Origin of the sequence: Pseudomonas sp. NFIX28, assembly GCF_900107395.1 — a bacterium.
Classification (GTDB): domain Bacteria; phylum Pseudomonadota; class Gammaproteobacteria; order Pseudomonadales; family Pseudomonadaceae; genus Aquipseudomonas.
In genome coordinates, this window is the sequence record NZ_FNPW01000003.1 from 423,515 (window position 1) to 447,657 (window position 24,143).

Here is a 24,143-nt window from a genome sequence, read left to right on the forward strand (position 1 = left end):
CTCAGACCTCCCCGTCGAGGTCGTCCTTCAGGCGCCGGACGATCCACTGCCGCACGGCGACCGCGCTCATGGGCTCGGCAATGAAGCAACCTTGCAGGCGCGCCTGCCCCAGCTTGTTGGCCGCCTCGTAGTCGGCGGCGCTCTCGATGCCGGCCAGCACCAGGCCCAACGACATACGCCGGGCCATGCTCATGGCCCCGGCCACCACCGCCGACTTGCGCTCATCGGCCGCCAGCCCGCAGACAAAGGCCGGCGGAATCTTCAACTCGGTGAACGGCAGTTCCAGCAAACGCTGCAGGCTGGTGCCACCGGTGCCGAAGTCGCCAATCGACAGCTTGCAGCCGATCATGCGCAAGCGCAGCAAGGCCTCCACATGCGCGGTATCGGTTTCCAGCTCGGTGGTCTCGACGATTTCCAGGGTCAGCAGCTGGGCCGGCACCTCGAAACGGCGCAGCTGGGCTTCCAGCTGCCGGGCGAAGTTCGGCAGCTCCAGCATGCCCACCGGGATATTCACCGAGATCGCCAGCGAGCGGCCCATGACCAGGCGCACCCCGGCCGACAGCTGCATCGCCTGTTCCAGCATGAGCCAGGTGAAGGCCTCCTCCAGCCCGGCGAACTCGATCACCGGGAGGAAGTCGGCGGGCAGCATCAAGCCATGCTCCGGGTGCTGCCAGCGCGCCAGGGCTTCGACGCCCTGGATCGCGCCGTCCTGGCTGACCACCGGCTGGAAATGGGCGACCCCATGGCGCAGCACCGCGGCCTGCCCTTCTTCGGCGGTCGGGGCCTGCGGCTGGAACATGTCCAGCACCAGGATGTCGCGCACCTGGGCCAGCGACAAGGCCTGCGGGCCCGGCTCGAAACATTGCTGGTAGAGGCTCAGCAGCTCATTGACCAAAGTGACCGAAGCCGGCTTGGGCAGGCAGCCCAGCACGTTCAGGCCCTGCTGCCTGGCCATGGCCGCGGCGCCCTCGCGGACATCGGCTTGCGCATCGCTAAGAATGATCAGCGCCTTTGCCCGTTGCTGCTCTGCCAGGTAACGAATCAGCTCCAGCCCGTCGGCCTGCTCCAGGTACAGATCGCAGATGGCGATGTCCACCGGCCCCTTGTTGTCCAGGGATTGCCGGGCGGCGGCAACGCTTTCGGCATTCAGCACGTTGAACACGCCATTGGCGTTGAGCATCTGGTGCAGGGCCATCAATTGAAACGAATTGTCTTCAAGAACGAGCACTTTCAACCTGTGCATGGAACGACCTCCGATACGGCAAGAGCGGCGAGAATCCGCAGCGGGCCGGTACGTTAATCGCAGAGGTCAGAGCGCCCTATAAGACAAGTCTTAATCGGCCCCCAGATACGGTTCGATGTCGCTGCGCAAGCAGTTGATGGCCTCCTTGAGAAGCGGCCAATGCTGCGCCAACTGCGACGTCGAGCAGGCCCGGGTCACTGCTTCCAGGTCGATGCAGGCCTGGGCCAGCGGCAGCGCATCGATCAGGCAGCACACCCCTTTCAGGCGGTGCGTGGCCATGCCGATCCGCGCCCAGTCCTGCTCCTGCACCGCCAGTTCCAGGGCCGCATGCTCCTGCGCCAGGTTGCTCCACAGCTCGCGCAGCATGCGTTGCAGGACCGGCTCGTCGGCCTGGGTCATGGTGCGCAGGGTCTGGATGTCGAACGACGGCGACGGCAAAAAGCGCGCAAGCATCTGCGCCAGTCGGTCCAGGGTCACCGGCTTGACCAGCAGTTCGTCCATGCCGGCCTGCGCGCAGCGCTGCTGTTCATCTTCGAAGGCATTGGCCGTGCAGCCGATCAGCGGGCAGGCCTCACGTCCTTCCTCGGCCTCGACCCGGCGTATCGCTTCGCTCAACTGATAGCCGTTCATGCCCGGCATGTGGCAATCGGTCATGACCAGGTCGAACGCTTCGCTTCGCCAGCGCGCCAGTGCCGCCTCGGCGCTATCGAGCGCCACCACCTTGTGCCCGAGGAACATCAGTTGCTGGCTGAGCACCATGCGATTGGCGCGCACGTCGTCGACCACCAGCACCGACATGCGACGGCTTTGCGGGCGCTCGCCGGCCACCGCTGGCGCCTGGCTGAAATCCTCGACCACCTGCTCCGGGTAGAGTTCGAGGGTCACGGTGGTTCCCTCGCCGGGCTGGCTGTGCAGCAGGATGCGGCCGCCCATCAGCTCCACCAGTTGCTTGCAGATGCTCAGGCCCAGGCCGGTCCCGCCTTGCCCCAGCGCCGTCTGCACATGGGCCTGGGTGAACGGATCGAACAGGCTCGCCTGCTTCTCGGGGCTGATGCCCAGCCCGGTGTCGGCCACGCTGATACACAGGCGATCAGCGCCATGCTCATCGACCTGGCGCTCGACCGACACCCGCACTTCGCCAACCTGGGTGAATTTCAGGGCATTGCTCAACAGATTGTGCAGCACTTGGCGCAGGCGCAACGGATCGAGCCAGTAGCAACCCTCAGCCGCCTTGTCGAAAGCCAGCGTCAGGTTCAGCCCCTTATTGCGCGCGGTGGCCTCGAACAGTTGCCGGATGTCTTCGAAGAAGCCGCGAAGGGCCACGGTCTGCGGCGCCAACTGCATGTGCCCGGCCTCGATCTTGGCCAGGTCGAGGTTGTTGCCCATCAGGCCGATCAGCTCCTGCGCCGATTGGTAGGCCACGCGCAAGGCATCGGAAAACGGCATGCCGCGCAGGCGCGCCTGTTCCTTCTCCAGTTCCAGCAAACCGATGATGGCGTTCATCGGCGTGCGGATCTCGTGGCTCATGGTCGAGAGAAAAGCGCTCTTGGCGTAGTTCGCCTGGTCCGCCGCGCGACGCGCTTGCAGCAGTTCTTCCTCCAGGCGCTTGCGCTCGGTGATGTCGATCCAGCCCCCCAGCAGCCCCTGCAATTCACCCTGGGCGCTGTAGAACGGCACGGTCCATTGATAGATCTGCACCGGGCCGTTTTTGGACTCGATCTGGCGGTCGACGAACACCGATTCCTGGGATTCCAGCTGCTGCAGGAACTCCTGGTGCAACTGCTGGGCCGTGGCCTCGGGCAGGGCATCGAGCTCGGCCAGGCACAGCCCCTTGATCTGTTCCAGGCGCATGCCGGTGTGGATTTCGTAGCTTTTGTTGCAGGTGATCATGCGCCCGGCCAGGTCACGGACGAAGATCGGGCTGGGGATGCCGTCGAGCAAGGCGCGCTTGAACGCCAACTGGTCGTTGAGGCGTTGCTCGGCTTGCAGGCGCTGGCGGATCTGCACTTTGAGCCGGCTGCTCCAGGCCAGGGAAAGCAGGCCGAACAGGATCGCGGTGAAGGTGGCCCAGTAGATCCACATCGGCACGCGCTGCCAGACCGGCACCGGCACCGGCGTCACCCCCAGCCATTTCAGGCGGATCGCGCTGAGTTCGGCCACCGGGAAGGCTTCCAGGGCCTTGTTCAGGATGCTCAAAAGCTCGGGCTGGTCCCTGCGCACCGAAAACTGGTCGGCCGACCACTTGCCCTCGACGCTACGGCCGATGCGCAGCCCGTTCGCCGGGTAGCCCTGCACCTCGACTTCGTTCTGGATGGTTGCATCGGCCTCACCATTGGCCACCAGGGCCCGCGCCTCTTGATAGGTCTTGACCGAGCGCAGGTGGACTTTCGGGTAGCTCTGGCGAACGTAGCTCTCCAGCGCATGCTTGGCCGGCAGCGCCAATACCCGACCTTCCAGCTGGGAGAGCGTATTGAGCTGGAGGTCTTCGGAGCGGACCACGAACACCCAGGCCGAACCGCCAAAGGGATGGGTGAAGTCGAGAAAGCCGCAGCGCTCGTCGTTGGCCGCCAAGGTGGTATTCATCTGCGCCCGGCCCTTGAGCAACAGGTCCAGGGTATGGCTGGTGGAAAAACTTTCCTCCTGAACGAACTGCAGGCCGGTCATTCTCGAGATCCGGTTGAGCAGGTCGATATTCAGCCCCGTCCACTGGCCGTCCTTGTCCTTGAACACATAGGGCGGGTATTGCTGGGAAGCCACCACCACATGCTGATGCTCGAGCAGCCAGGCGCGCTCGGCCTTGCTCAGCTTGATCCGCTCGTCGCTGACGCTGGCGCCCAGCCCGGTGGTCCAGCGAGCGAGGATTTCCCGTTGCGTGGAGTCGTCGATGCTCTTCAGCGCCTGTTCGATCAGGCGGCTCAACAGCGGGTCGCTCTGGCGCGTGGCGAAGGCAAAGCCGATCGGTGGCAGCCGGCTGCCGGTGCGGATCTGCAGCCCCAGGTAAGGACGCAGCGCCTTATAGGCGCGGACAATCACCTCGTTGCCGATAAAAGCGTCCACATCCCCCTGCTCCAGGGCTTCCAGGCCGCTATAGAGATTGGGCGAGAGGATGATCTGGCTATTGGGATAAGCCGCGTGGGCGACTTTTGCGTCCGCATAACCTTCGAGCAGCACTATTTTCTTGCCGGCCAAGTCCTCGGGGATCTCGGCCTCGTTTCGGCGCACGACCACCACCGCCCGATCGGGCATGTAGTCGCTGGAAAAGTGCAGCCCCATGATCCCGCGCTCGTAACCATTGGCGCTGGTCAGGATATCGATCGTGCCATTGCGCAGCGCCTCGACCGCCTGATCGCGCTCGGCGAACCCCAGGACCTGCATCGGCATGCCCAGGCGCTCGCCGACCAGGCTCAGGTAGTCGGCACTGATGCCCTGGTAGCGATTGCGGTCGCGGGTGATGTCGATCGGCTGATAGTCATCGATCGAAATGCCCACCTTCAAGGTGCCCTGCTTCGCCAGCCATTGCCGCTCGGCCGGCGCCAGGGTCAGCGGCTCCAGCTCGACGAAGGCCGGCACCAGCTTGAAGGGCAGGCTCTGCGCCGCCATCAGGCACGGAGCCAGGGACAGCATCGTCAACACCATCAATGTGCGCAAAAAGGGGTGCAGCAACATAACCATCCTGTGCGTGATCTGCGGCGTGTTGTCCTGTCCTTGTCCTTGTGCCTTGTCCTTGTGCTCCGTCCCTGAAGACGCGCCGCCATAAACAGCCGGTGTAAAAAAGCAAAGCCCGTCAGAGACGGGCCTTGTTGACGATCGATGTCAATCGATCAGAGCGGTTTGCCGCGGTTGCCGTGCTGGCTGACGAAGGCTTGTACGGCCTTCAGGTCGTTGGCCAGGACGGTGCAACGCTCTTCGCGCTCGAACAGGTCGGACAGGTGCGCCGGCAATTGCAGGGCCTTGCCGATCCCGGCCTGCTCCACCGCTTCCGGGAACTTCACCGGGTGCGCGGTGCCCAGCACCACCATCGGGATATCCAGGCTGCGACGGCACTCACGGGCGGCCTTCACGCCGATCGCGGTATGCGGGTCGAGCACTTCGCCGGTCTGGGCGAAGACTTCGGCGATGGTCTCGCAGGTCTGGGCATCGTCCACGGCCAGGGAATCGAACAGCTTGCGCGCTTCGGTCCAGCGCTCCTGCTCGACGCTGAAACCGCCGCCTTGCTTGAAGGAGTCCATCAGCGCGGCCAGGGCGGCGCCGTTGCGGCCGTGCAGGTCGAACAGCAGGCGCTCGAAGTTCGAGGAGACCATGATGTCCATCGACGGCGACAGGGTCGCGTGCAGGGTTTCCTTGACGTACTGGTTGCCGCTCATGAAGCGGTGCAGGATGTCGTTGCGGTTGGTGGCGACGATCAACTGGTTGATCGGCAGGCCCATGTTGCGGGCCAGGTAACCGGCGAAGATGTCGCCGAAGTTGCCGGTCGGCACCGAGAACGCCACCGAGCGCGCCGGGCCACCCAGCTGCAGGGCCGCGTGGAAGTAGTAGACGATCTGGGCCATGATCCGCGCCCAGTTGATCGAGTTCACCGCCACCAGGCGGGTGCCCTTGAGGAAACCCTGGTCGGCGAAGCTGGCCTTGACCATTTCCTGGCAGTCGTCGAAGTTGCCTTCGATGGCGATGTTGTGGATGTTCTCGCCGAGGATGGTGGTCATCTGCCGGCGCTGCACTTCGGACACACGGTTGTGCGGGTGCAGGATGAAGATGTCGACGTTGTCGCAACGCTTGCAACCTTCGATGGCGGCCGAACCGGTATCGCCGGAAGTGGCGCCGATGATCACCACGCGCTCGCCACGTTTTTCCAGCACGTAGTCCAGCAGGCGACCCAGCAGTTGCAGGGCGAAGTCCTTGAACGCCAGGGTCGGGCCGTGGAACAGCTCCATGACCCATTCGTTGCCGTTCAGTTGACGCAACGGCGCGACCGCGCTGTGCGCGAACACACCGTAGGTTTCCTCGAGGATTTTCTTGAAGACGGAATCGGGAATGCTACCGGTGACGAACGGGCGCATCACCCGGAACGCCAGCTCGTGGTACGGCAGGCCGGCCCAGGAAGCGATTTCTTCCTGGGTAAAGCGTGGCAGGTTTTCCGGCACGTACAGGCCGCCATCGCTCGCCAGGCCGGCCAGCAGGACGTCTTCGAAATTCAGGGCCGGTGCCTGGCCGCGGGTGCTGATGTAACGCATGACTGGCTCCTCTAAAAAGAGTTTTCAAGCGGGAGCCGCAGGGGCTCGCGCAACGAAACGGATTAGTTCAGGTGCTCGACGCGGATCCGCACGACGGGACCGACCACGCCCTGCAGGGCTTCCAGCGCGGTGATCGCATCGTTGATGCGCTGCTCCTGCACCCGGTGGGTCAGCAGGATCATCGGCACCAGGCCATCATGCTCCTCGACCTCTTTCTGCATGATCGACTCGATGTTGATACCGCGCTCGGACAGGATGCTCGCCACCTGGGCCAGCACGCCCGGGTGATCCTTGGCCTGGATCCGCAGGTAGTAGGCGCTTTCGCAGGCCTCGATCGGCAGGATCGGGTGCGCCGACAGCGAGTCCGGCTGGAAGGCCAGGTGCGGCACGCGGTTTTCCGGGTCGCTGGTCATGGCACGCACCACGTCCACCAGGTCGGCGATCACCGACGAAGCAGTCGGCTCCATGCCGGCGCCGGCGCCGTAATACAAGGTGGAACCAACGGCGTCGCCATTGACCATCACCGCGTTGAACACGCCATTGACGTTGGCGATCAGGCGGTCGGCCGGGATCAGCGTCGGGTGCACGCGCAGCTCGATGCCGGCATCGGTGCGACGGGCCACGCCCAGGTGCTTGATGCGATAGCCCAGGGCCTCGGCATAGTTCACGTCGGCGGTGGTCAGCTTGGTGATGCCTTCGGTGTAGGCCTTGTCGAACTGCAGCGGGATACCAAAGGCGATGGACGCCAGGATGGTCAGCTTGTGCGCAGCGTCGATGCCTTCGACATCGAAGGTCGGGTCGGCTTCGGCGTAACCCAGGGCCTGGGCCTCGACCAGCACGTCTTCGAAGGTACGCCCCTTCTCGCGCATTTCGGTGAGGATGAAGTTGCCAGTGCCGTTGATGATCCCGGCCACCCAGTTGATGCGGTTGGCCGACAGGCCTTCGCGGATCGCCTTGATGACAGGAATACCCCCCGCCACCGCGGCTTCGAAGGCCACGATTACGCCCTTCTCACGGGCCTTGGCGAAAATTTCGTTACCGTGTACGGCGATAAGCGCCTTGTTGGCGGTGACCACATGTTTACCATGCTCGATGGCCTTGAGTACCAGCTCGCGGGCAACGGTATAGCCGCCCATCAGCTCTATGACGATGTCGATCTCAGGGTTCGTGGCCACTTCGAACACATCGTTGGTAATCGCAATACCGGTCGTTTGGAACTGAGGCTTTGGCGTGCGCATGGCAATTTGTGCCACTTCGATTCCACGCCCGGCACGACGAGCAATTTCCTCGGCGTTACGCTGAAGTACATTGAAGGTACCGCCACCGACGGTACCCAGCCCACAGATGCCCACTTTGACCGGATTCACTCTGAACTCCCCATGAAACGGCCGACGCTAGGTCGGCCGTGGAAAACAGCCGCAAACCGCACGGCTCTCTATTAATGACGCGCCAGCCACAACCGTCGCGTCATGATCGTCAAAGGCTCGACGACGCAGGATTATTTCGCGCCCAGCGCCAGTTTGGCGACTTGTGGCGCAGGCTGGTAGCCCGGAATCACTTGGCCGTCAGCCAAAACGATGGCCGGCGTGCCGTTCACGCCAATCGACTGGCCCAGGGCGAACTGCTTGGAAACCGGATTGGCGCACTTGGCGGCCTTGATTTCCTTGCCGTCGACCATCTTGTCCATGGCCGCTTTCTTGTCGGCCGAGCACCAGACCGCCTGCAACTGCTCGTCGCCCGGCGAACCCAGGCCCTGGCGCGGGAAGGCGACATAACGCACTTCCACGCCCATCTTGTTCAGCTCGGGCACTTCGGCGTGCAGCTTGTGGCAATAAGGGCAGGTGGTGTCGGTGAAGACGGTGATATGGGTCTTGGTTTCACCGATGGCCGGGTAGACCACGGTTTCAGCGACCGGAATGCCGTTGATCAACTTGGCGACGCCCAGGCGCTCGGTTTTTTCGGTCAGGTTGACCGGCTTGCCGTCCTTGAGCTGGAACAGGTAGCCCTGCATCACGAACTGGCCGTCGGCGCTGGCGTACAGCACGCGGCTGCCCTTGAGCTTGACTTCATACAGGCCGGGCAACGGGCTGGCGCTGATGCTTTCTACCGGGACTTCGAGTTGCAGGCTCTGGAGGCTTTTACGAATCGCTTTTTCGGCGGCGTCATCGGCCATGACAAAGGTGCTGGCCAGCGCAATGGCTGCGGCGGCAATAATTCGGGTCACGCGCATGGGAACTCCTGAAGGCGGACAAATGGGACGGTCATAACGCCCGTACTGGAACACCGGGTCACAACGGCCCACTTTGTAAACCGGCAAAGCCTATCACATAAGGCCCGCCTGGCGGGCTCCGGGTCGTGCAAGCCGGTCATTTGCCGATCAGCGCGGCCTGCCCCGTGTAGCCGCTGCCGAGCCCACGAGGCTGCGTTCGGTGGCGCAGCCGTCGTAAAAACGGGCACTGCGGTGTTTCAATTAAAACCCGAACATAGGATTGGCGTCTGCCACGCAGCCGATTGCAGCCTGCGGCAGCGGCTACACATCAACCGCGGGGGTGATGCTTGGCATGCAGGTCCTGCAATCGGGCCCGGGCGACATGGGTGTAGATCTGGGTGGTCGACAGGTCGCTGTGGCCCAGCAGCATCTGCACCACCCGCAGGTCGGCACCGTGGTTGAGCAGATGGGTCGCGAAGGCATGGCGCAAGGTGTGCGGCGACAGCGACTTGCCGATCCCGGCCACCTTGGCTTGATGCTTGATCCGGTGCCAGAAGGTCTGGCGAGTCATCTGCTCGCCGCGCTGGCTGGGGAACAGCACATCGCTGGGGCGCCCGCCGAGCAGCTCGCCACGGGCATCGCGCATATAGCGCTCGACCCAGACAATCGCTTCCTCACCCATCGGCACCAGGCGCTCCTTGCTGCCCTTGCCCATCACCCGCAATACGCCCTGGCGCAGGTTGACCTGCTCCAGGGTCAGGCTGATCAGCTCGGTGACCCGCAGGCCGCAGGCATACAGGACTTCGAGCATGGCACGATCGCGCTGGCCGATGGCCTCGCTCAAGTCGGGCGCGGCCAGCAGGGCTTCGACATCGGCTTCCGACAGGGACTTGGGCAACGGCCGCCCTAGCTGCGGCATGTCGACTTGCAGCGTGGGGTCCACGGCGATCAGCTTTTCGCGCAGCAGGTAACGATAGAAACCGCGTACCCCGGAAAGAAAACGCGCCGTCGAACGCGGCTTGTAGGCTTGCTCCACCCGCCAGGCGAGGTGGTCGAGAATCAGCTCGCGGCCGGCATTCGCCAGCTCCAGCCCTTTCTCCTGCAACCAGCCGTTGAACAATGCCAGGTCGCTGCGATACGCCTCCCGGGTGTTGTCCGAGAGGCCTTTTTCCAGCCATAGCGCATCGAGGAAACGGTCTATCAGGGGATGGTCGACGGCAGGCATAAATACTCGAAAGGCGCGGCCCCGGGGCCAGTGCAAATAAATAGTGAACTGTGCAGAGGGTCGCTAGTCTTTCATAGCCCGCTATTTCAAGGAACAGGGAGCTTCAATGAACGAACAACAGATTCTGTTGGCCTTTGGCGGCATCGGCGTGGCGGCAGTGGGCTGCCAATGGCTGGCCTGGCGCCTGAAACTACCGGCCATTCTGTTCCTGCTGTTGAGCGGCATTCTCGCCGGCCCGGTCCTGGGCTGGCTCGACCCGCAGGAACTGTTCGGACCGCTATTGATGCCCCTGGTATCGCTGGCGGTGGCCTTGATCCTGTTTGAGGGCAGCCTGACCCTGCACCTGTCGGAATGGCGCGAGATCGGCAAGGTGGTGCATCGGCTGGTGACCATCGGCGCGCTCTCGACCTGGGCGGTGATTACCCTGGCCACCCACTGGCTGCTGGGCTTCGACTGGCTGCTGGCGCTGCTGTTCGGCACCCTGACCCTGGTCACCGGCCCCACGGTGATCGTACCCATGCTGCGCGTGGTCCGGCCCAAGGCGTCGATCGCCAATATCCTGCGCTGGGAAGGTATCGTCATCGACCCGATCGGCGCCCTGCTGGCCGTGGTGGTCTACAGCTTCATCATCGCCAGCGCCGAAGGCCAGGGCTTGCAGCATAGCCTGCTGACCTTCGGCGGGGTGATCCTCTGCGGCAGCCTGTTCGGCATCGTCGGCGGCTGGGTCCTGGGTACCGTCATGCGGCGCCAGTGGCTGCCGGAGTACCTGCATAACCTGGCCACGCTGGCGGCGGTGCTGGGTATTTTCATCGGCGCCAACCAGGTGATGCACGAGTCCGGCCTGCTGGCGGTGACCCTGATGGGCATGTGGATGGCCAACATGAAGGACGTCGACGTCCGGCACATCCTGCACTTCAAGGAAAACCTCAGCGTGCTGCTGATTTCCGGGCTGTTCATCCTGTTGGCGGCGCGCCTGGACCTCAACGCCCTGATCGCCCTGGGGCCGCTGGTGTTGATCCTGCTGCTGATCATCCAGTTCATCGCCCGCCCCTTGAACGTGCTGCTGTCCACGGCCGGCTCGAATCTGGGCTGGCGCGAGCGGGCCTTGCTGGCCTGGATCGCGCCACGGGGTATTGTCGCCGCGGCCGTCTCGGCGATTTTCGCCATTCGCCTGGACCAGGCCGGCCATGAAGGCGCGCTGCTGCTGGTGCCGCTGACCTTTGCGGTGATCATCGGCACCGTGGTGCTGCAGAGCGCCACCGCACGACCACTGGCACGCCTGCTGAAGGTCGCGGAGCCGGCGCCGAGCGGCTTCCTGATCGTCGGCGCGAACGCCCCGGCGCGGACCATCGGCAAGGCCCTGCAGCAACTGGGCAGCCGCGTGCTGCTGACCGACTCGAGCTGGGAGAACATCCGCGCCGCGCGCATGGACGGCCTGCCGACCTATTTCGGCAACCCGGCATCGCAACATGCCGATGCCCATCTGGACCTGGTGGGGCTTGGCCACTTGCTGGCGCTGTCGCCCTCCGGCGAACTGAACACCCTGGCGTCCATGCGCTTTCGCCACGATTTCGGCCATCAGCGCCTGTTCGGCCTGGCCAACAGCCAGGAAAGCCGGCGCACCGACAAGCACCGGGCCAGTCATGAACATCGCGGGCATCTGCTGGGCAGCGAGGCGTTGTCCTACAGCAAGCTGGCCAGCCTGCTGGGACAGGGTGCGGAGTTGTACAGCACCAACCTGACCGAGGGCTTTGGCTGGGAGGACTACCGGGCGCTGCACGGGGAACGGGCGACCCTGCTGTTCGCTCGCGACAACAACGGCTGGGTGCATGTGGCAACGCCAGACAGCGTCCTCAAACCCGCTGCGGGCTGGACGCTGGTGGCGTTGATTCAGAAGGATACGACGGCCTGATAGCCCATCGCAGGCAAGCCTCGCTCCTACAGAACGGTGAAATCCCGCAAGATCTAGGCTTGCTCGCGATCAGTCGACAAACCCCGGCAGCACCGGCACCGGGCGCTTGTCATCATCGATGGCAACAAAGCTGAACAGGCCATGGATGGCCTTCTCCCGCCCATCGCAGCTCATGCTCTCAACGAAGACTTCAACCTCGACCTTGAGGCTGGTGTTGCCAACCTTCACTACCCTTCCTACCAGCTCGACGATGGAGCCCGCGGCGATCGGGTGATTGAAATCGATGCGGTCGGTGGACACGGTGACCAGCGGCAGCCGGCAAAAACGGGTCGCGGCGATGAACGACACTTCGTCCATCCAGGCCAGCGCCGTACCGCCGAACAGGGTGTTGTGGTGGTTGGTTGTCGACGGGAACACCGCCTTGGTCACGCGGGTAACCGACAATTCGGTCCGGCGTTGAATCTCTTGCTCGCGGGGGCTCATGGTTCTACTGCCTGAAACACAATTCGGGGAAAAATGACGGGCAACAAAAAAGCAGCCCGTAGGCTGCTTTTTTCTGCATCGGAAGCTGGACTTAAGCCAGTTTTTCCTTGATGCGAGCTGCTTTACCCGACAGGTCGCGCAGGTAGTACAGCTTGGCTTTACGTACGTCACCGCGACGCTTGACAGCCATGCTGTCGATTTGCGGGCTGTAGGTCTGGAAAGTACGCTCTACGCCAACACCGTTGGAGATTTTACGAACGGTGAATGCACTGTTCACGCCGCGGTTACGCTTGGCGATTACAACGCCTTCGAACGCTTGCAGACGGGAACGATCGCCTTCCTTCACTTTCACCTGAACGACAATGGTGTCGCCCGGGGCAAAGGCTGGGATCTCTTTGGTCATCTGCTCTGCTTCGAGTGCAAGAATGATTTTGTTGGTCATGCTGTGCTCCTAAGGTAAATCGTCGGATCTACCATCGATACGTTGTTAACTATCGTCCCGCTCGCGGATGTATTCCTCGAGCAGCTTCTTCTCTTCTCCAGAAAGCGAGCGGCTTTCCAGAAGATCGGCGCGTCGTTCATAGGTCCGACCAAGGGACTGCTGTAAACGCCAACGCCGGATGTGTGCGTGGTTGCCACTTAGCAACACGTCGGGAACACGCTGATCCGCATACACCTCCGGTCGGGTGTAGTGCGGGCAATCCAGCAGACCATCCGTGAAGGAATCTTCCTCCGCGGAATCCGCATGCCCTAAAGCTCCGGGCAGCAGTCGCGTAACCGCATCAATCAGGACCATCGCCGGCAGCTCGCCACCGGAGAGTACATAGTCACCAATCGACCACTCTTCATCGACATGAGCTTCAATAAAACGCTCGTCAATGCCTTCATAACGACCGGCAATCAGGATCAATGCATCCTCATTCGCCAGTTCGCGTACCGCCGACTGAGTCAGTTTGCGGCCTTGGGGCGACAGGTAAATCACCTTCGCGCCCTCCCCGGCTGCCTGCCTGGCCTGAACCAGAGCATCTTCCAGGGGCTTGATCTTCATCACCATGCCCGGGCCACCGCCAAATGGGCGATCGTCCACAGTGTGATGTCGATCCGTGGTGTAGTCTCGCGGATTCCAACAGGTCAGCTGCAAGAGCCCCTGTTTCACCGCGCGGCTGGTTATGCCGTAGTCGCTGATGGCGGAAAACATCTCGGGAAACAAACTGATCACTTCTACGCGCAGGCTAGCCACGTTCAGAAGTCCGCGTCCCAATCCACCTTCATCTCGCCCGCTGCCAGGTCGACGGCCAACACGCATTGCTCGGTATAGGGCAACAGGCGTTCGCGATCATCCAGGCTGCCAGCGCAAGGCTTGACCACCATTACATCGTTCGAGCCGGTCTCCAGCAGGTGATCGATCTTCCCGAACAGTTGTCCGTGAGTGTCGATGACCTTGAGACCTTGCAGCTGGTACCAGTAGTACTCGCCGTCGGTCAGTTCAGGGAACAGGTTGCGCGGCACGCAGATCTCATAACCGGCCAGAAGACGTGCTTCTTCACGATCGTCGAGACCCTTGAGCTTTGCGACCAGGAATTTTTCATTCCCGCGTCCGCTGACCAGCTCAACCTGTTTCACGCTACCTTCGCGCTTGAGCGTCCAGGTTTTGTAATCCAACAGGTTTTTAATCGGATCAGTAAAGGAATAAACCTTCACTTCGCCGCGAACGCCGTGAACAGAATAGATTTTGCCGATAACGATCAAATCATCAGCAGGAGCAGGCGTCGCGTTCATAGGGTTCAGGCTGCAGCCTTAGCCGATTCCTTCAACAGCTGAGCAACACGCTCAGACGGTTGTGCACCAACGCTCAGCCAGTAGGCTACGCGCTCTTGGTTCACGGACAGGCGGACTTCTTGACCACGAGCGATCGGGTTGAAGAAGCCAACTTGTTCTTTGTGCGAACCGTCGCGTGGGTTGCGGCTGTCGGTCACGGTCAAGTGGTAAAACGGGCGCTTTTTGGAGCCGCCAAGGGCAAGACGGATTGTTAGCATGTGAACATCGTTCCTGTAGTCGGTGCTGCAAATCTAAATGCACAGCGGGCATGGGTGCCCGAAAGGCCGCATATTCTAAGGAATATCCGGACTTTTGCAAATGACTTTTTCCGGCGCCTACCGGCTGCCATCCAGATTTGCTATAGGGCCGTTGGCAACAACGGCGAGTCAGCTCCCGCCAAACGCGGGTTTGCTGGAGGTCCCGCGTCCCCGCGGGAAACGCCGACAAGGTTGCCGGCGCGGATTCTTCAGATCTTCGGCATGCCGCCGCCGGGCAACATTCCGCCCATGCCGCGCATCATTTTCGCCATCCCGCCCTTGGCGGAGAATTTCTTCATCATCTTCTGCATCTGCTTGTGCTGCTTGATCAAGCGACCGATGTCTTGCACCTGGGTGCCGGAGCCCATGGCGATCCGGCGCTTGCGCGAACCGCTGATCAGCTCGGGGTCGCGACGCTCGGCCGGGGTCATGGAGTTGATGATGGCTTCCATCTGCTTGAACTGCTTCTCGGCCGCGCCCTGGGCATTGCCCATCTGCGCCAGGTTCACGCCACCGATATTCGGCAGCTTGTCCATCAGGCCACCGAGGCCGCCCATGTTCTTCATCTGCTGCAGCTGGTCGCGGAAGTCTTCGAGGTCGAAGCCTTTGCCTTTTTTCAGCTTCTTGGCCAGCTTGTCGGCCTTTTCCTTGTCGAGGGTCTGTTCGGCCTGCTCGATAAGGCTGAGCACGTCGCCCATGCCAAGGATGCGCGAAGCGATACGCTCGGGGTGGAACGGCTCGAGCGCTTCGCTCTTCTCGCCCATACCGATGAACTTGATCGGCTTGCCGGTGATCGCACGCACCGACAGTGCGGCACCGCCACGGGCATCGCCGTCGACCTTGGTCAGGACCACGCCGGTCAGCGGCAACGCGTCGCCAAAGGCCTTGGCCGTGTTGGCGGCATCCTGGCCGGTCATGGCGTCGACCACGAACAGGGTTTCCACCGGCTTGACCGCCGCGTGCAACGCCTGGATCTCTTCCATCATGTCGGTGTCGATGTGCAGACGACCGGCGGTATCGACGATGACCACGTCGATGAACTTGAGCTTGGCTTCTTTAATAGCCGCTTCGGCGATCGCGACCGGCTTCTGGCTCAGGTCGGACGGGAAGAAGGTCACGCCAATGTCATTGGCCAGGGTTTCGAGCTGCTTGATCGCCGCCGGACGGTAAACGTCGGCCGACACCACCATCACGCTCTTTTTCTTGCGTTCTTTAAGGAAGCGCGCGAGCTTGCCGGCGGTGGTGGTCTTACCGGCACCCTGCAAACCGGCCATCAACACGACGGCAGGCGGCACAGCGCTCAGGTTCAAATCTTCGTTGGCCGCGCCCATCAGGCTTTCGAGTTCGGCCTGGACGATCTTCACGAACGCCTGGCCCGGGGTCAGGCTGCGCGACACTTCTGTGCCGACCGCACGTTCCTTCACCGAGTTGACGAAGTCCTTCACCACCGGCAGGGCGACGTCGGCTTCGAGCAACGCCATGCGCACTTCGCGCAGGGTGTCTTTGATGTTGTCCTCGGTCAGCTTGGCCTTGCCGGTGACATGGCGCAGCGTCTGCGAGAGACGGTCGGTTAGGTTTTCAAACATGCGCGATCCTTTCAGGCCCTAAGTAGACCGAGGTAATGGCGGCTCGGGGCCCCTATATAAAGAGGTGCTCCGTGGGCAGGTCGCGGATTATAGCGAAGACTGCGCGCGACGCACAGCCGCCGTCTGGTTGCGCGGTCTTTCGTGTAGTGGCGGTTCTATGCCAAACTCAACGACTTTCGGGCTTGCCTAACAGGATTTATGCTCCCCTTGTCACCCAGCTTGCTAACCACCCTCGCCGCCGCCTGTCTCTATGCCGCTGCGACCCTCTATCAAGGCACTCGTCTGGCCCAAGCCGCCAAGACGAACAAGCGCCTGCTGGTCTCGCTCGGCATCCTCGCCCTGCTCGCCCACAGCGCCAGCCTCCTGACCCACCTGATGACGCCCGTGGGCCTGGGCCTGGATTTTTTCAGCGCCGCCAGCCTGATCGCCGCCGCCGTGATCGCCTTGACCCTGCTGGCCTGCTCGCGCATTCCGGTGGAGAACCTGCTGGTCCTGCTGTTTCCGCTGGGAGCGCTGACCGTGCTGCTGGCGCAGTTCGTGCCCACCGGCACGGTGCCGGTCATCGACGAAGAACCGGGCATCCTCGCCCACATCCTGCTGTCGATCCTCGCCTACGGCATGTTCACCATCGCCGTGTTCCAGGCCCTGCTACTGCTGGTGCAGGACCACCAGCTCAAGCACAAGCACCCGTCCGGGCTGATCAAGAACTTCCCGCCGCTGCAAACCATGGAAAGCCTGCTGTTCGGCTTCCTCTGGGCCGGCTGGACCCTGCTCTCGCTGTCGTTGATCTCCGGCTGGCTGTTCGTCGAGAACCTGTTCGCCCAGCACCTGGTGCACAAGACCCTGCTGGCCTGCCTGGCCTGGGTGGTGTTCAGCGTGCTGCTGTGGGGCCGCAACCGCCTCGGCTGGCGCGGGCACAAGGCAATTCGCTGGACCCTGGCCGGTTTCTGCCTGCTGATGCTGGCGTACTTCGGCAGCAAGCTGGTCCGTGAATACATCCTGCATATCTGACGAGCGGCGATAATGGACAACCTGCCCATAGAGCCGATGCTCGTGGTCCTGGCCTTGCTGGTGTTGTGGTCGGGGCTGTTCACCGCCATCGAAGCCGCCCAACAGCATCTGCTGACCCTGCGCACCGCCACGCGCTCGGGCGACAAACCGCTGGCGCGCCTGAGCTTTCCGCGCGACAGCCTGATTCTTTGCAATACCCTGTGCCGGGTTCTGGCAGTCATTATCAGCACCTTGCTGGCGCTGCAGCAGTGGGCTGAAAACGGCCCCTGGCTGGCCTGCCTGATCGCTACCAGCGCGTTGCTGGTACTCGCCGACTATCTGCCGCGCACCCTGGCCATACGTTATCCGGATGCGATTCTTGGGCTGGGCAATACCCTCTTGGGCGTGCCGCTGAAAATCATTTACCCCGCGGCCTGGCTGCTCGACAGCATCAGCCAGCTGTTGCTGCGCCCCTTCACTCGCAAGGCCGGCGCTGTCAAGCAGAGCGAAGATGAGCAAGCCACCGCCCCGAACGGCGCCGAAGAACATGCCAACGGCCGCCCACATCCGGTATCGGGCATCCACGCCCTGGACAACATCACCGTCAACGACATCCTGGTGCCGCGCAGCGAAGTCGACGGGATCAACCTCGACGAGCCCATCGGCGACATCATCGAACAGTTGCGGCTGTCCAAGCGCACCCGCCTGCCGGTGTTCCACAGCGATATCAATCAGGTCGAGGCGGTCCTCAACACCCGGCAGATCCGCCATTTGCTGCCGGATGCCAGCCTGACCAAAGAAGCGCTCCTGGCAGCCTGCCACGAACCGTACTTCGTGCCGGAAAGCACCCCGCTGCAGCTGCAACTGCTGAATTTCCACAAACAGCAGCGCCGCCTGGGGATGGTGGTGGACGAATACGGCGAAGTGCTGGGCATCGTCACCCTGGAAGACATCCTCGAAGAAATCGTCGGAGAATTCGAAAGCGAGCACAGCCTCGACAACCCGCATATCCACCCTCAGGCCGACGGACGCTTTGTAATCGAAGGCGCCGCCTCGATTCGCGAGCTGAACAAGAGCCTGGGCTGGCACCTGCCCTGCGACGGCCCGAAAACCCTCAACGGCCTGGTCACCGAAGCGCTGGAGACCATTCCCGACAGCGCCGTGTGCCTGAAGATCGGCCGCTACCGCCTGGAAATCCTCGAAACCGAGGACAACCGGGTCAGTCGCGTGCTGATCTGGCACACCAAGCCGCTCACTGCGCCAGCCCTGTAATCGTGCCCCTGTAATCGTGACCCTGTAGCCGCTGCCGAGCCCGCGAGGCTGCGATCGACCGCGAAGCGGTCGCAAACCCTGCATCCACCTTCTGCCTGACACACCGCGCAGGCAGACTTTGCGCCGGCTGCACCGTCGATCGCAGGCTGCGCCAGCGGCTACAGAGCGGCAAGTCCTGCTTGTTCGATCGTTAGGGGCCTTCCTATAATCGATCCGCTTACCCAAGCCCCGCAGAACCCAGGTGCTACCCGCACCCAGCGGTTCCTGCCCTGCTCTGCCCGCTTCTGGCAGGCTTCGCTCCCACCCCGAGCCGCGCCCGCGCCAAACCCACATCCCTGGGTGTTCGACCATAATAATTCGCTCCCATGGAGCTCATGACTGTCAGGGATAACCGCATGACGACCAGTACCACCTACAGCGCCTCCGCGCCTGCCCAGCCGACCAACTCCGCCAGCCGTGTGGCCACCGCCAGCTTTATCGGCACCGCCATCGAGTTCTACGACTTCTACGTCTACGCCACCGCCGCCGCACTGGTGATCGGCCCGGTGTTCTTTCCGCAGACCTCCGGCACCGCCCAGATGCTCTCGGCGTTCCTGACCTTCGGCATCGCCTTCCTCGCCCGCCCCTTGGGCTCAGCCCTGTTCGGCCACTTCGGCGACCGGATCGGCCGCAAGTCGACCCTGGTGGCATCGCTGCTGCTGATGGGTGTGTGCACCACGCTGATCGGCGTGCTGCCGGGCTATGACAGCATTGGCGCCTGGGCCCCGATCCTGCTGTGCCTGCTGCGTTTCGGCCAAGGCCTGGGGCTGGGCGGCGAATGGGGCGGAGCCGCGCTGCTCGCCACTGAAAACGCGCCGAAAGGCAAACGCGCCTGGTTCGGCATGTTTCCGCAATTGGGGCCGTCGATCGGCTTTCTCGCGGCCAACGGCCTGTTCCTGACCCTGGCCATGAGCCTGAGCGACGAACAGTTCCGTTCCTGGGGCTGGCGGATTCCGTTCCTGCTCAGTGCGGCGTTGGTGCTGGTCGGCCTGTATGTGCGCCTGAAACTGCATGAAACCCCGGTATTCGCCAACGCTGTCGCCCGCCAGGAGCGGGTCAAGATGCCGCTGGTCGAGCTGTTCAGCCAATACTGGATGCCGGTGCTGCTGGGCGCCTCGGCGATGGTGGTGTGCTACGCGCTGTTTTACATCTCGACGGTGTTCTCGCTGAGCTATGGCGTCGCGACGCTCGGCTACAGCCGTGAAACCTTCCTCGGCCTGCTGTGTTTCGCGGTGCTGTTCATGGCCGCGGCCACGCCGCTGTCGGCCTGGGCCAGCGACCGCTATGGACGCAAGCCGGTGCTGCTCATCGGCGGCCTGCTGGCGGTTCTCTCCGGCTTCACCATGGAACCGCTGCTGACCCAGGGTTCGACCTGGGGCGTGGCGCTGTTCCTGTGCATCGAGCTGTTTCTGATGGGCGTGACCTTCGCCCCGATGGGCGCCCTGCTGCCAGAGCTGTTCCCGACCCACGTGCGTTATACCGGTGCATCGGCGGCCTACAACCTGGGCGGCATCGTCGGCGCCTCGGCGGCACCGTTCTTCGCCCAGAAGCTGGTGGCGATGGGAGGGTTGAGCTGGGTTGGCGGGTATGTATCGGCGGCAGCGGTGCTCAGCCTGATCGCTGTGCTGTGCCTGAAGGAAACGCGCAATAACGACCTGAACCAGGTCGCCTGAGAGATTGTTATCGCGGGCAAGCCTCGCTCCTACAGAAGAAGATCGCGCTCTTCTGTAGGAGCGAGCGGGCGGCGATCCGACTTGCCGCGATGCTTTTTACAGCTCGACAACGACCGCCTGGGAAGCGCGGGTCGCCTTGGCCCGTGCGGCCTCGATCGACTCGTCGCGCGCCAGGGCCACGCCCATGCGGCGCTGGCCATTGACTTCAGGCTTGCCGAACAGGCGCAGGGCGGTATCCGGCTCGCTCAGGGCCGCGCCCAGGTTGGCGAAAGCGGTCTGGGTCGACTGGCCTTCCACCAGGATCACCGCCGAAGCCGATGGGCCGAACTGACGGATCAACGGGATCGGCAAGCCGAGAATCGCCCGGGCATGCAGGGCAAACTGCGACAGGTCCTGGGAAATCAGGGTCACCAGGCCGGTGTCGTGGGGACGCGGCGAGACTTCGCTGAACCAGACCTGATCGCCCTTGACGAACAGTTCGACGCCAAACAGGCCTCGACCGCCCAGGGCCTCGGTCACGGCCTTGGCCACGCGCTCGGACTCGGCCAGGGCTTTGGGGCTCATGGCCTGGGGCTGCCAGGACTCCTGGTAGTCGCCTTTCTCCTGGCGATGGCCGACCGGCGCGCAGAAGGTGGTGCCGCCGACGTGGCGCACGGTCAGCAGGGTGATTTCGTAATCGAAATCGATGAAACCTTCGATGATCACCCGGCCCTTGCCGGCACGCCCGCCTTCCTGGGCGTATTCCCAGGCCTTCTGTACGTCATCGACGCTGCGCAGCAGGCTCTGCCCCTTGCCCGAGGAACTCATCACCGGCTTGACCACGCATGGGAAACCCAGGTCGTCCACCGCCTTGCGGTAGTCTTCGAAGGTATCGGCGAAATGATAAGGCGAGGTCGGCAGGTCCAGCTCTTCGGCGGCCAGGCGACGAATGCCTTCGCGGTTCATGGTCAGCTGGGCGGCACGGGCAGTCGGGATCACGGTGAACCCCTCGGCCTCCAGCTCCACCAGGGTGGCGGTGGCGATGGCTTCGATCTCCGGCACGATGAAGTGCGGTTTCTCCGCCTCGATCACCGCACGCAGCGCCGCGCCGTCGAGCATGTTGATCACATGGCTGCGATGGGCCACCTGCATCGCCGGCGCGTTGGCGTAGCGATCCACGGCAATCACTTCAACGCCCAGGCGTTGCAGCTCGATCACCACTTCCTTGCCCAACTCACCACAGCCACACAGCAAAACGCGGGTCGCGGTTGGCGACAATGGAGTTCCGATACGGGTCATCTGAAGGTCCTCAAAAGGAGCAGATTATCGAGGGTCGCGCACCAGGCGGGCGGCCCATGGGGAAGAAAGCGCGGCATTTTACATGAACCGCGCACTTTGGCCTCAGCTCGCGCACGCCGCCTTGCGCAAACGCCAGGCCATGGCCAGCCAGACCACGGTCACGCCGGCGAACTTGGAACCCAGCGCCGTGAGGATCACGCCCGGGGTCAGCGCGTCGATCAGGCCGAAAAAGATAAAGGTGTCCAGGGGAATGCTCAACGCCGAACTTATCCACAGGCGATCGTGCAACGGGCGCCTGGTGATGCTGAACACCAGCCAGTCGATGCATTCGGAAACCGCGAACGCCGTGGCGCTGGCCAGGGCAATGGCCGGCTCGGAAGTCACGTAGGACAGCACCAGCGCCACCAGCATGGCGAGGATCGCGCCATGGCCGAAACGGGTCTGCACCATATCGCGCAGGACGAATACCAGCCCGCCCCAGGCCGACCAGATGATGTCCAGGTGCGGAGCGGTGGAAAAGGCGTAGTTGATCAGTACGACACTGCCGATATAGGCAATCAGGAAGAGCATGGCGCGGGGAAGTCCCTGTGGGTCGGGCGCACAGGGTACTTCAGGTGGGTGTGTTGAGCCAGAAACCGCTATCGCGAGCCAGCTGGCTCCTACAAGGATTACGCCGAACGTGCAGGCGCGAGCTTGTTTGCGACAAGCCTCAACTGCCGGCCTGGGTGCCGACCATCCACAACACCCCGCTGGACTTGGCGCGCTCATGACACAGCGCCAGCACCGCGCGGCGCTCGGCGTTGTCCATGCGGCTCCAGCGGGTAATCTCGCTCACCGTGCGCTGGCAGCCGGTGCAGATATCGTCATCGTCCAGCGCGCAAATGCTCACACAGGGCGAACGAACGGGTTTTTCGGTTTCGGTCATTGTTCTTGCTCGATCAGGTCGCGGGCATAACGCTGGGAATTGTGCACATAGTGCGCGGCGCTGGCCTCGAGCATCTTCTTCTGCTGCTCGGTCAGTTCGCGCACCACTTTGCCCGGCGAGCCCATCACCAGCGAGCCATCAGGAATCTCCTTGCCCTCGCCGATCAGCGAGTTGGCGCCGATGATGCAGTTCTTGCCAATCTTCGCGCCGTTGAGAATCACCGCGTTGATGCCGATCAGGCTGTAATCGCCGACAGTGCAGCCATGCAGCATGGCGTTGTGGCCGATGGTCACGCCGGTGCCGATGGTCAGCGGAAAGCCCATGTCGGTATGCATCACCGTGCCGTCCTGCACGTTGCTGTTCCTGCCGATCAGGATCAGCTCGTTGTCGCCGCGCAGCACCGCGTTGAACCACACGTTGGCGCCCTCCTCCAGCTTGACCTTGCCCACCAGCGTGGCATTGGGCGCGACCCAGCTTTGCGGGTGGGTTTCGACGCGGGCGTCGCCCAGGCGGTATTTCATATTGTCATCCTCAAGGCCAGGCAGGCTCAGGTGCACAGCAGGGTTCGCGCCATGCGAAACGATGGCTTCAAATATTGATAAAGCTTTTTGGCGGTTGGTGCAGGCTGATCTTGGCGTCATACAGCAGGTTGATCAGCTCGACGATCATGATCGCCGTCAGGCCCCAGATCTTGTATTCGCCGAAGCGGTAGCTCGGCACATACCAACTGCGGCCCTGATAATCTATGCGGTGGGTATGCTCGCGCGGGTCCTGGCGGAAAAACTCCAGCGGCACGCTGAATACCGCGGAAATCTCGGCATCATTGGCCAGGTATTCGACGTAGTCGGGAATCACCCCGACATAGGGCGTGACCTTGATCCCGTGCAGGGAAATCAGCGGGCTCAAAGGGCCGATCACTTCCACCAGGCCCGGCGGCAGGCCGATTTCCTCTTCGGCTTCGCGCAGCGCGGTAAAAACCAGGTCGGGATCTTCCGGGTCGCGGCGGCCTCCGGGGAACGCCACTTCGCCACCGTGGGTGGACAAGCCCTTGGCTCGCAGGGTCAGCACCAGCTCGGGCTCGTCACTGCGGGTAATCGGTACCAGCACGGCGGCCTCGGGGAAACGTCGATCCGTCTCCAGCGTTAGCGGCGTATGGTTGCTTACCCGGTGCAGTAGCTCGTCCAGCATGAGTCTTCTCGATCTGTCGACTATTAGGGTCTGCTGACCTTTGGTGACGACCGCGACAGGAGCCCACTTGGCCCAGCAACGCGGCTCGCCAGCAAAGGTCAACAGACCTTATGCATCATGCACCAAACAAACCGACCGCCCAACCCCCGAACCGCGCCATGTCGCGTAACGACAACTTGCCGACAAAGCCCCGCGCACGCCAAGATAGGCGCAGCCTTTTCGGATACCCAGCATGAAATTCTGCAGCCAGTGCGGTCACCCGGTCACCCAGCGCATTCCCGAAGGCGATTCACGCCTGCGATTTGTCTGCGACAACTGCCAGACCATCCATTACCAGAACCCGAATATAGTCGCCGGCTGCCTGCCTACCTGGGGCACCCAGGTGCTACTTTGCCGACGCGCGATCGAACCGCGCCGGGGTTACTGGACGCTGCCAGCAGGCTTCATGGAAAACGGCGAGACTGTCGAACAGGCGGCCATTCGCGAAACCTTCGAGGAAGCCTGCGCGCGGGTCCGCAACCTGAGCATCTACACCCTGATCGACGTCCCGCACATCAGCCAGGTGCATGTATTTTTCCGCGCCGAACTGGCGGACCTGGATTTCGCCGCCGGCGAGGAAAGCCTGGAGGTCCGGCTTTTCGAAGAAGCCGACATCCCTTGGTCCGAGCTGGCTTTTCGCACGGTCGGGCGTACCTTAGAATGTTTCTTCGCTGACCGGCGGAACGAGCAATACCCCGTGCGTTCGGAGTCCATTCCGCCCCTGGCTCAGCCGGCCCTCACTTAAACAACAAAACGTACGCGGCACCTGTGTACT

Annotated in this window: 22 protein-coding genes; 5 read left to right on the top strand and 17 right to left on the bottom strand. The window is 62.8% G+C overall.

Annotated elements, in window-relative coordinates:
- Position 1 precedes the first annotated feature (1 nt).
- From BLV20_RS08345 to xerD, 6 genes are all read right to left on the bottom strand, one after another.
- Positions 2–1,243 carry an EAL domain-containing response regulator gene (locus tag BLV20_RS08345; protein ID WP_092299575.1) on the bottom strand — a complete coding sequence of 414 codons (1,242 nt, stop codon included), beginning with the start codon at positions 1,241–1,243 and terminating at the stop codon, positions 2–4.
- 90 nt (positions 1,244–1,333) lie between these two features.
- Entirely contained in the window at positions 1,334–4,909 is a 3,576-nt protein-coding gene (locus BLV20_RS08350; RefSeq protein WP_092299578.1) for an ATP-binding protein, read from the bottom strand.
- 155 nt (positions 4,910–5,064) lie between these two features.
- Positions 5,065–6,474: a threonine synthase gene (thrC, locus tag BLV20_RS08355; RefSeq protein ID WP_092299581.1), complete on the bottom strand. Its 1,410-nt coding sequence runs from the start codon at positions 6,472–6,474 to the stop codon at positions 5,065–5,067.
- Positions 6,475–6,536: 62 nt separating this feature from the next.
- Positions 6,537–7,841, bottom strand: coding sequence for a homoserine dehydrogenase (locus BLV20_RS08360; RefSeq protein ID WP_092299584.1), 1,305 nt, complete (start codon positions 7,839–7,841; stop codon positions 6,537–6,539).
- A 131-nt stretch (positions 7,842–7,972) separates the two neighbouring features.
- Positions 7,973–8,704 carry a thioredoxin fold domain-containing protein gene (locus BLV20_RS08365; protein WP_092299589.1) on the bottom strand — a complete coding sequence of 244 codons (732 nt, stop codon included), beginning with the start codon at positions 8,702–8,704 and terminating at the stop codon, positions 7,973–7,975.
- Between the two features lie 307 nt (positions 8,705–9,011).
- Positions 9,012–9,908, bottom strand: a complete 897-nt coding sequence (xerD, locus tag BLV20_RS08370; protein ID WP_092299592.1) for a site-specific tyrosine recombinase XerD — start codon at positions 9,906–9,908, stop codon at positions 9,012–9,014.
- A 106-nt stretch (positions 9,909–10,014) separates the two neighbouring features.
- Between xerD and BLV20_RS08375 the strand changes: the two genes are divergently transcribed.
- Positions 10,015–11,820 carry a cation:proton antiporter gene (locus BLV20_RS08375; RefSeq protein ID WP_092299595.1) on the top strand — a complete coding sequence of 602 codons (1,806 nt, stop codon included), beginning with the start codon at positions 10,015–10,017 and terminating at the stop codon, positions 11,818–11,820.
- Between the two features lie 69 nt (positions 11,821–11,889).
- Here BLV20_RS08375 and BLV20_RS08380 read toward each other — a convergent pair whose 3' ends face one another.
- The 6 genes from BLV20_RS08380 to ffh form a co-directional block, all read right to left on the bottom strand.
- Complete coding sequence (locus tag BLV20_RS08380; RefSeq protein WP_007927676.1) at positions 11,890–12,303, bottom strand: acyl-CoA thioesterase; 414 nt, start codon at positions 12,301–12,303, stop codon at positions 11,890–11,892.
- A 91-nt stretch (positions 12,304–12,394) separates the two neighbouring features.
- Positions 12,395–12,745, bottom strand: coding sequence for a 50S ribosomal protein L19 (gene rplS / locus BLV20_RS08385; RefSeq protein ID WP_009047143.1), 351 nt, complete (start codon positions 12,743–12,745; stop codon positions 12,395–12,397).
- Positions 12,746–12,790: 45 nt separating this feature from the next.
- The gene (gene trmD / locus BLV20_RS08390) at positions 12,791–13,543 is read right to left on the bottom strand and encodes a tRNA (guanosine(37)-N1)-methyltransferase TrmD (protein ID WP_007927678.1); all 753 of its coding nucleotides are present in this window, start codon (positions 13,541–13,543) and stop codon (positions 12,791–12,793) included.
- A gap of 2 nt (positions 13,544–13,545) precedes the next feature.
- On the bottom strand, positions 13,546–14,082 hold the full coding sequence (gene rimM / locus BLV20_RS08395; protein ID WP_007927679.1) for a ribosome maturation factor RimM: 537 nt from the start codon (positions 14,080–14,082) through the stop codon (positions 13,546–13,548).
- Positions 14,083–14,087: 5 nt separating this feature from the next.
- The gene (gene rpsP, locus BLV20_RS08400; RefSeq protein WP_007927680.1) at positions 14,088–14,339 is read right to left on the bottom strand and encodes a 30S ribosomal protein S16; all 252 of its coding nucleotides are present in this window, start codon (positions 14,337–14,339) and stop codon (positions 14,088–14,090) included.
- 248 nt (positions 14,340–14,587) lie between these two features.
- Positions 14,588–15,964 carry a signal recognition particle protein gene (gene ffh / locus BLV20_RS08405; RefSeq protein WP_092299598.1) on the bottom strand — a complete coding sequence of 459 codons (1,377 nt, stop codon included), beginning with the start codon at positions 15,962–15,964 and terminating at the stop codon, positions 14,588–14,590.
- A gap of 198 nt (positions 15,965–16,162) precedes the next feature.
- Between ffh and BLV20_RS08410 the strand changes: the two genes are divergently transcribed.
- The 3 genes from BLV20_RS08410 (at position 16,163) to BLV20_RS08420 (ending at position 19,938) form a co-directional block, all read left to right on the top strand.
- Positions 16,163–16,975, top strand: coding sequence for a cytochrome C assembly family protein (locus BLV20_RS08410; RefSeq protein WP_007927682.1), 813 nt, complete (start codon positions 16,163–16,165; stop codon positions 16,973–16,975).
- Positions 16,976–16,987: 12 nt separating this feature from the next.
- Positions 16,988–18,226: a transporter associated domain-containing protein gene (locus BLV20_RS08415; protein WP_092299601.1), complete on the top strand. Its 1,239-nt coding sequence runs from the start codon at positions 16,988–16,990 to the stop codon at positions 18,224–18,226.
- A 395-nt stretch (positions 18,227–18,621) separates the two neighbouring features.
- Complete coding sequence (locus BLV20_RS08420) at positions 18,622–19,938, top strand: MFS transporter (RefSeq protein WP_092299604.1); 1,317 nt, start codon at positions 18,622–18,624, stop codon at positions 19,936–19,938.
- Positions 19,939–20,034: 96 nt separating this feature from the next.
- Here the strand turns inward: BLV20_RS08420 and purT are convergent, their stop codons facing one another.
- The 5 genes from purT to BLV20_RS08445 form a co-directional block, all read right to left on the bottom strand.
- Entirely contained in the window at positions 20,035–21,216 is a 1,182-nt protein-coding gene (purT, locus tag BLV20_RS08425) for a formate-dependent phosphoribosylglycinamide formyltransferase (protein WP_092299607.1), read from the bottom strand.
- A gap of 102 nt (positions 21,217–21,318) precedes the next feature.
- Positions 21,319–21,786 carry a VUT family protein gene (locus BLV20_RS08430; protein ID WP_092299610.1) on the bottom strand — a complete coding sequence of 156 codons (468 nt, stop codon included), beginning with the start codon at positions 21,784–21,786 and terminating at the stop codon, positions 21,319–21,321.
- A 139-nt stretch (positions 21,787–21,925) separates the two neighbouring features.
- A complete protein-coding gene (locus tag BLV20_RS08435; protein WP_092299614.1) occupies positions 21,926–22,141 on the bottom strand; it encodes a DUF1289 domain-containing protein in 216 nt (71 codons plus the stop codon).
- Positions 22,138–22,662: a gamma carbonic anhydrase family protein gene (locus BLV20_RS08440; RefSeq protein WP_092299618.1), complete on the bottom strand. Its 525-nt coding sequence runs from the start codon at positions 22,660–22,662 to the stop codon at positions 22,138–22,140. The genes BLV20_RS08435 and BLV20_RS08440 overlap by 4 nt, the downstream gene beginning before the upstream one ends.
- Positions 22,663–22,729: 67 nt before the next feature.
- Positions 22,730–23,329, bottom strand: a complete 600-nt coding sequence (locus BLV20_RS08445) for a CoA pyrophosphatase (protein ID WP_092299621.1) — start codon at positions 23,327–23,329, stop codon at positions 22,730–22,732.
- 232 nt (positions 23,330–23,561) lie between these two features.
- Between BLV20_RS08445 and BLV20_RS08450 the strand changes: the two genes are divergently transcribed.
- Entirely contained in the window at positions 23,562–24,113 is a 552-nt protein-coding gene (locus tag BLV20_RS08450; protein ID WP_009042316.1) for an NUDIX hydrolase, read from the top strand.
- Positions 24,114–24,143 lie beyond the last annotated feature (30 nt).